This is a genomic window from Schwartzia sp. (in: firmicutes), assembly GCF_978017985.1.
Window position 1 is genome coordinate 1 of the sequence record NZ_CDXDFU010000187.1, and the last position, 6,706, is coordinate 6,706.

A 6,706-nucleotide genomic window follows, 5' to 3' on the forward strand; every position below is an offset into this window, starting at 1 on the left:
AATCTTGTATTCCAGTACGCCTGCCGGTGCGTGTACGGATACAACCTCACCGACCTTATGTCCGAGGATAGCAGCGCCAACCGGGGACTCGTTGGAGATTTTGCCGTTTGCCGGGTCAGCTTCCGCAGAACCAACGAGCGCGTATTCCAAATCTTCCTCGAATTCAAGGTCGCGCACGATTACATGGCAGCCGATGGAAACAACACTCTTAGCCTTTTTCTCCTCCGGAATCAGCTCAACGTTGCGAAGTTTTACAGTGAGCTCCTGAATACGGCCCTCGATGAACGCCTGCTCGTTTTTCGCATCGTCATACTCGGAGTTCTCCGAAAGGTCTCCCAGTGCGATAGCTTCTTTGAGTCGTTCTGCTACTTCTTTGCGTCGTACTGTTTTAAGGTTTTCGAGTTCGTCCTCAAGGTTTTTGAGGCCGTCTTTTGTCAACATGATCTTTTGGTCTGCCATCGGTAATTCTCTCCTTTATTGCTTTGCTCATATAAATGAACCATGGATTTCACGCCAATTCCCTGAAAACAGGGTAAACCGAAACGAGTGTCAGAGGATTTTCCCTGACACCCGCATTCTTCGTTTCAGTCTTATATATTATAGATATTTTCTATTTCCTTGTCAACGCAGGTCGGACCCCGACACGATGAGCGCTTCCTTTTGCACACGGGTGAGCTTTTTAATGGCGCACTCCCGGGACATGGCTTCCTCTTTCGTCTCGTATTTCTCGCAATAAACGAGCTCAACAGGACGGCGCGTTCTGGTATATTTTGCGCCTTTGCCCGCGTTATGCGCTGCAAGACGCTTTTCTATATCGTTCGTCCATCCCGTGTAAAGTGTTCCGTCCGCACACTTCAGGATATAGGTAAAGGCTGTCACTTTTCTTCCGGTGCAACGATGGTGACCTTCTCCATGACGACCTTCTCAAGCGGACGGTCGGAGAAGTCGCATTTTGTCGAGCCAATTTTGTGGACGACATCCATGCCTTTGATTACCTTGCCGAATACCGCATGATGGCCGTCGAGCCACGGTGTCGGAGCCAACGTAATAAAGAACTGGGAGCCGCCTGTGTTCGGGCCTGCATTTGCCATGGAGAGAATACCCTCGCTGTCATGACGGAGGTCCTTATGGAACTCGTCTTTGATTTTATAGCCCGGGCCGCCCATGCCTGTACCCGTCGGATCTCCGCCCTGAATCATGAAGCCGTCGATAACACGGTGGAAAATCAGTCCGTCATAGAATCCTTTTTCCGCAAGGTCAATAAAGTTTTTAGTTGTCTGAGGTGCTTTGTCCTCAGCCAGCTCAATTTCAAATGTTCCCATGTTTGTTGTGAATACTGCAATACGGTTTGCCACTTTTGTTTCTCCTCCTATTTTTGAAGCGAAGCAGACAGCTCCGATACAGAGCATTACTGCTGCCGCAATAAGTAACAGTTTTTTCATTTGCTGAATCCGCCTCCCGATATCAATGTTCGCCGTTCTCCCGAATCAACAGGTGCCCACACGGGGATTTCCCTTCCCGGCAAAAAGAAGTCGGGAGCAGGCTCCCACCTTGGATATCCGACACTGTGCATAGCTACAAGAGCCTTTACATCAGTACGCGCGCAAAATTCCTTTGCTCCGTACGTCTGCGCCGTCCCCAGCCGTCCGTCCACAGGAAAGAAAGCTATATCCGCCGTCAGTCCTTCCAGACGTTTCATCTGTTTTCGGAACCCGTTTCTGGCAAATGCGTTGTTTTCCTCGGTATCGCCTTCCCAGTGCCACCAGTTAAAATCACCGGCATGGAAGATGCGCCAGCCATTCTTCTCCACCAGAAAAGATGTTCCCGCGTCCGTTGAGTCAAAGGTAGTTACACAGATACCATTATCCTCATAGCCGTCATATGTGTCAAGCCAAATAGTTTTATCCATAGGCATCTGCTTTGAAGACGGCAGCAGACGGATATCACTGGAAAGGAAAAACGCATTCGCCTTTCCCGCGTAACGTCTGATGGCAGGGTTAAAATGGTCGAAATGAGCATGTGATGCGAATATATAGAGCTCTTTGAGCTCCGGGAGCGCCTTGTCAACGGCTCCGGCAGGGTCCTGGTAATCATCGAAGATAAATCCTGTGTCTCTGAGCCGCACGAAAAAACCGCTGTTCAAAAGATATGTGATTTCCAATGCGTCCATACCGTTCTCCTTTCTCATCAAGCCTCCGCGTCAACAGGAATAATCTCGAACCGTTCCACATCAACCAGTCCGCGGTCCGTGAGCTTCAGCGCAGGTATAACAGGCAGGCTCATGAATGCCAGTGTCATAAGCGGATCGTATTCCTCGCGGACCCCCAGCTTTCTTGCACAGCTTACCATCTCCTCCGCATCGAAGGAAATATTTTCCGCGTCTCCCGTGGACATTATTCCCGCAATCGGAAGAGGCATAGAGTTCAGTACCTTTCCCTTTTCAACGATTGCGATTCCACCGTGAATGCGTTCGATTTCATGTACTGCCGCCAGCATATCATCATCATCTGCACCGATAACGATAAGATTATGCGAATCATGTCCCACTGTCGACGCAATAGCTCCGCGCATAAGCCCGAAGCCCTGCAGAAGCGCGCAGGCGGATTTGCCCGAAGCATGATGGCGCTCAAAAACCGCCAGCTTCAGTATATCCCTTGCAGTATCCTGCACTGCAAGGCCGTCTTTTACAGCAACATCAATCACGCGTTTTTCCGTGACGAGCTGATGAGGCACCAGGCCGATAACATTCGCCTTTGTCCCCGAAACAGGTATCTCAAAATCCTTTTTCGAAACAGACGCAAGATGGACTGAATCAAGGATAGCAGGCGGAACCTTCTCAGGCATACTTACGCGGAGCTTTCCTTCCTCAGCCACCAGAACACCGTTATAAAATACCTTTGCAGGCACGAAATTAACCAAATCATCATAAAGAGCAAAATCCGCCCTATATCTGGGAGCAATCATTCCGCGGTCGCGAAGCCCGAAATGCCTTGCAGCAGAAAGACTCGCCATATTTATTGCCTGATGTACCGGGATACCGTCCTTAACAGCACTGCGGACAATGGAATTTATGTGTCCGCGCCGCAGCAAATCCGCAGGGTGCCGGTCGTCCGTAACAAAAATGCAGTGCGCCGCAGTACGGTCATTAATCACCGTATGGATTGCCTCAAAATTGGTTGCCGCGGTTCCCTCACGTATTTCAACGTCGATTCCAGCGGCAAGGCGAAGCTCCGCTTCCTCCGATGTAACACACTCATGATCAGAAACAACCCCTGCAGCGGAATACGCCATCAGTTCCTTCCCTATCAACCCGGGGGCATGACCTTCAATAAGAAGATTATCCCTCATGGTCAGCTTTTTATATACCTCATCGTCCCCGTTCAGTATGCCGGGAACATTCATAAACTCCGCAAGTCCGAGCACATTGGGCTCGTCAAGCAGAGGCTCAAGGTCTTCAGCCGTCAGGACGGCGCCATTATCCTCCAGCGGCGTAGCAGGAACACAGGACGGCAGCGTAAAATACACGGAAAGAGGAAGCTGCTTCGCAGACTCCATCATATACCGTATACCCTCTATACCCGCTACGTTCGCGATTTCATGAGGGTCAGTAATTACAGCTGTCGTTCCGAGAGGTACCACGGCACGCGCAAACTCCGGCGGACAAAGCATGGAGCTTTCTATATGGACATGCCCGTCTATAAATCCGGGGATTGCATATCTCCCATCGGCATACACATAGTCTCTGCCCTCGTACTCACCTATGCCGGCAATATGTCCCTGATCTATTGCGATATCCGCGTCAACAAAATCACCCAGAAGAGAACGGAATACCCGCGCATTCTTTATAACAAGCTCTGCCGGCTCAAGTCCCTGTGCAACACGCACAAAACGCTTCAAGTCTTTAATCATTTTCTGCTCCTGTCTTTTCTCTTTCTACCGCCATACGTTCCCTGCGTTCCCTGAGCATTTCCTCAAGACGTATGCCAGGCAGCGTAAATCCTCTGCCCATGACCTCGTTCGCATCCATGACAATCATAAGGGAATCCGGGTCTATGGCATGTGCTATATCCTTTATTCTTGCAATCTGAGTGAGGCTCACAACCACGAAAAGCACCTGCTTTTTCTTATGCAGGAATGCTCCCTCGCCGTCAAGGAAGGTTACGCCGCGGCCAACCTCGCTCAAAATACCCTCGGCAATTATGCGGGTACGGTCTGAAATCAGAATAACTACTTTTCTGTGGTTAAAGCCCGCGACCACCTTGTCCGTGAGTGTTCCGCTCATGAACATGGAAATAAGGGTATACATGGCAGGTACAACACCGAACATTACAGCGGAAGCCGCCATTATAACGCAGTTAAAGGCGAAGATAACTCCGCCCATGTTGAATGAATAATATTTTTTGATTATAGCCGCAACGATATCCAGACCGCCGGAGCTTCCGTTCATACGAAAAATAATTCCGTAGCCGATACCGTTGAACACGCCGCCGAAAAGCGCGGCAAGCATCGGGTCATGCACAGGCCCGTAATCATTCAGGAAATGCGTCGCGTCAAGGCACACAGAAAACATAACTGTGCCGAAAATAACATCTATTATGTATTCCCTGCCCAGCGTGCGAAAAGCCGCAAAAAGCAGTGGCAGATTGTAAACGAGAACCTGCGCGCCGACGGGAAGTCCCGTCATGAAATAAACTATGATACCGATACCGGTGAGGCCTCCCGAAAGAAGCTGATTCGGAATCAGGAACAGATTTATTGAACTGCTCGATATCAGACATCCAAGTACGATACCGAACGCGCGCAGCAGATGCCTGCCATTCATTACCTACCGGCTCCCTTCTTCCAGCGATCCTTCGAATTCTCCGCCTCCGCACGGTCGCGTGCTTCTATTGCAGTGGTATCAATACCCTGCGTGTTCATCTCAAACGCATGAAGGTCACGGTTCTCCCATGAATCCTCATCGTAGCTCTCCGCTTCCTCCACAGTGACAGGCAGGCTTGTTATACGCCACGTCTGAAGCGTATACACTCCTGCAAGAATCTCAATCATGAGCTTCTGACGCGGTGCACTCGGATTGTTATAAATGTACCACGTATGTCCCTCAATGAGCGTACGACTGCATTTGCCGTAGGTATGCTCAATCTTATATGGCGTTGCGCCATACCGGACACCGTCGCGTCCGATGTAATCCTCGTCCTTGATGATAATATCGCAGACTGTGTTATCCTTCATCAGGACACCGACCTGGATATTCTTTTTGAACTGATAATAGCGGACATGAATACCGAAAACACTGCGGTCATTGTCAAAAAGCGGAGCACCGAAGGCCTTCGTCATCTGCTCCTCAGTCACCATCTCACCGAGAAGAATCCCACGGCTGCCGAAATCCTCAGGAACAAGTCCGGCCGGCTTCTCCTTTGCCATAGCCGGCACAGCAAAAAGCATCATGCAAAGCATGAGCAGAAAAATACGTTTCATTGATAGTGTCACTCCTTTTATCTTGTACGATTATAACGCATTCGTTCCAGTTTTGCCAACGGCAAAACTACTTCTGTCAGCGTTTCCCACAGGACTAGCTTCGCGTCGCAACGAGGCAGACGACATAGGCTTACAATCTGTTTTCCATTCCCCATCTGTAGAGTTAGGGACATCTTCTGCCGAGTTATACCACATATTTTATACCGCTGAAATTTGAAAAAAGAGTGACTGCCCAAAATAAGTCTTCCCATAAAAGATGAAGCTGTGAAAAAAGCAGCAATAATGCTTTTTCACAGCTCCATCGTCTTATCGTTTTTTATTTGCTGAGGCTCTTCAGCGGAGACTCATTGAAATCATAATCTACCGTCGTCGCAACACCCTTTAAGATGTTGACCTCTTTGATGACATAATCATTCATGCCAAGAGTAAGCAGGCTGAAAGCATCCCAGTTCGGCAGATAATTCTTGAGCTTTTCCTCTGCCTTCTTCTGTGCCAGCGGCTTTTCCCAGTTGTTGAGCTGACCCGGCGCGATAATCAAAAGATAATAAGCGCCCTGCGGAAGATTCTCAAAGGAATAAGTTCCATCCTCTGCAGATTTCGTAATGAAAATAGGATACCCTTCCGGAGCGATACCGTCGTGATACCATGCATCAATGTCACTCTGCGGAATCGACTTCATGTTAATATCCATAGCGATGAGCTGCAGTGTTGCCTGTCTCACCGTGCGTCCCTTGGAGCCGCCAAGCCCCCAGGATACACCCGTGATGCTGCCGTCACGCGTGTTCACGGCCGTACCGTTGAGCCCGGAGGGCGCCAGATGCACCGTACCGGAAAGCGTTGTAGCTGCCGAAGCACTCGCCATGACCATCATGGACAGCGCAAACGCTGTCAAAGTTTTTTTCAGATTCATAATTCCCATCCCCTCAATGATTTCTCATGCAAACTGTATGTTAGTATTTCGACATTTCTGACAAAATTCCTTCTTTGAAGAAAATAAAAAACATGGGCTGTGCTAAAACAGACAACTTTCCTTCGCTTTAAGCCGGCTCTGCAGATACAGTCGGACGCGGTCGGCAGTATCTGTAAACTCCTTAACTTGAACGATTCCGTTAAACATGTTCAACAAATGCATACAAAAATGCTCTCTCACAAAAGAGAGAGCATTTTTTCAACAATATTGATGATCAAAATGTATATCCACTTCTACTCCCGGATGCGACGTAGCAAG

The 6,706-nt window shown here is 49.1% G+C and carries 8 protein-coding genes; all 8 read right to left on the bottom strand.

Features of this window, described 5'->3' with window-relative positions:
* Positions 1-459 (bottom strand): transcription elongation factor GreA (greA, locus tag ACY69O_RS08155; RefSeq protein WP_462332974.1); only part of this gene is annotated, 459 nt, incomplete at its 3' end.
* Between the two features lie 162 nt (positions 460-621).
* The gene (locus tag ACY69O_RS08160; RefSeq protein WP_462332975.1) at positions 622-879 is read right to left on the bottom strand and encodes a GIY-YIG nuclease family protein; all 258 of its coding nucleotides are present in this window, start codon (positions 877-879) and stop codon (positions 622-624) included.
* On the bottom strand, positions 876-1,409 hold the full coding sequence (locus tag ACY69O_RS08165) for a peptidylprolyl isomerase (protein WP_462332981.1): 534 nt from the start codon (positions 1,407-1,409) through the stop codon (positions 876-878). The genes ACY69O_RS08160 and ACY69O_RS08165 overlap by 4 nt, the downstream gene beginning before the upstream one ends.
* A gap of 29 nt (positions 1,410-1,438) precedes the next feature.
* Complete coding sequence (locus ACY69O_RS08170; RefSeq protein WP_462332976.1) at positions 1,439-2,188, bottom strand: MBL fold metallo-hydrolase; 750 nt, start codon at positions 2,186-2,188, stop codon at positions 1,439-1,441.
* The gene (ade, locus tag ACY69O_RS08175) at positions 2,188-3,909 is read right to left on the bottom strand and encodes an adenine deaminase (RefSeq protein WP_462332977.1); all 1,722 of its coding nucleotides are present in this window, start codon (positions 3,907-3,909) and stop codon (positions 2,188-2,190) included. Before ade ends, ACY69O_RS08170 begins: the two co-directional genes overlap by 1 nt.
* Positions 3,902-4,822, bottom strand: a complete 921-nt coding sequence (locus ACY69O_RS08180) for a YitT family protein (RefSeq protein WP_462332978.1) — start codon at positions 4,820-4,822, stop codon at positions 3,902-3,904. Before ACY69O_RS08180 ends, ade begins: the two co-directional genes overlap by 8 nt.
* Entirely contained in the window at positions 4,822-5,478 is a 657-nt protein-coding gene (locus ACY69O_RS08185) for a hypothetical protein (protein WP_462332979.1), read from the bottom strand. The genes ACY69O_RS08180 and ACY69O_RS08185 overlap by 1 nt, the downstream gene beginning before the upstream one ends.
* A gap of 316 nt (positions 5,479-5,794) precedes the next feature.
* Positions 5,795-6,388, bottom strand: a complete 594-nt coding sequence (locus ACY69O_RS08190) for a carboxypeptidase-like regulatory domain-containing protein (protein ID WP_462332980.1) — start codon at positions 6,386-6,388, stop codon at positions 5,795-5,797.
* Positions 6,389-6,706: the final 318 nt, after the last annotated feature.